This window comes from Vibrio sp. Y176, from assembly GCF_033438945.1.
In genome coordinates, this window is sequence record NZ_JAWOQS010000435.1 from 1 (window position 1) to 746 (window position 746).

At 33.9% G+C, this 746-nt stretch carries 2 protein-coding genes; one reads left to right on the forward strand and one right to left on the reverse strand.

Translation table 11 applies throughout. The annotated features are described in order from the left end of the window. Positions 1–54: 54 nt before the first annotated feature. On the reverse strand, positions 55–303 hold the full coding sequence (locus R7O13_RS26520; protein WP_005398517.1) for a hypothetical protein: 249 nt from the start codon (positions 301–303) through the stop codon (positions 55–57). A 158-nt stretch (positions 304–461) separates the two neighbouring features. Between R7O13_RS26520 and R7O13_RS26525 the strand changes: the two genes are divergently transcribed. Beyond that, on the forward strand, positions 462–677 hold the full coding sequence (locus tag R7O13_RS26525) for a hypothetical protein (RefSeq protein WP_031819061.1): 216 nt from the start codon (positions 462–464) through the stop codon (positions 675–677). The last annotated feature ends 69 nt before the right edge of the window (positions 678–746 follow it).

A 746-nucleotide genomic window follows, 5' to 3' on the forward strand; every position in this document is an offset into this window, starting at 1 on the left:
TGGGCAACCTTTTGCGTTCTATCGTTCAGTTCGCACAACGAGTGTTACGTTAAATTACTCATTACTTTCTTTTAAACCAAAGCAGTCCCACTCTATCAGCAATCGACTAAAATTATTTTTTGAAAGATATTTGGCATCTACACACTTACCATCATCATCGTACAGCACAAGGAAAAAAGAACTCGATTCTAGTGTACGACCTAACGAAAGCCATTGAGCAACAATTGTCTCGTAATGTTCTTGATATGATGCGATTTCAAAGCCTTTGTTATTCGATGTTTTAAAATAAATTTTTAGTTTCACGCTTTATCCCATTTATCTCATACACATCATATTTAAGACTAGGTTTGTGTGAGCAATTGAACGTTCTTAATAGACTTAGGCCAAAAAAAACCACTATATACGCAATTGAGCACTATTATAAAGTTACATGCATATCAACACTTTGTGAGTATTGCGTTATGGCTTTGTGTAAAATAAAAAAATACGACACTTTAGTAGATGCTCATACGATTAAACTTCTCGAAAATTTAACAATGGAAATTGGAAATGAAGAAGTTGCTCTACAAGTCACTATTTTGTCATTTGAAAAACTTTGGCATCAAATGGAAATGCATGGAGAGCCCAAAAACACATTTGAATGGCTTCAAATCGAAGCAAAGAAGCTCATAATTTAAAGCAACATAACGTTGTGGTGGTGATTATTATTCCTATTACGTTAAATAGCCGACTTAGCATCTCAAAAC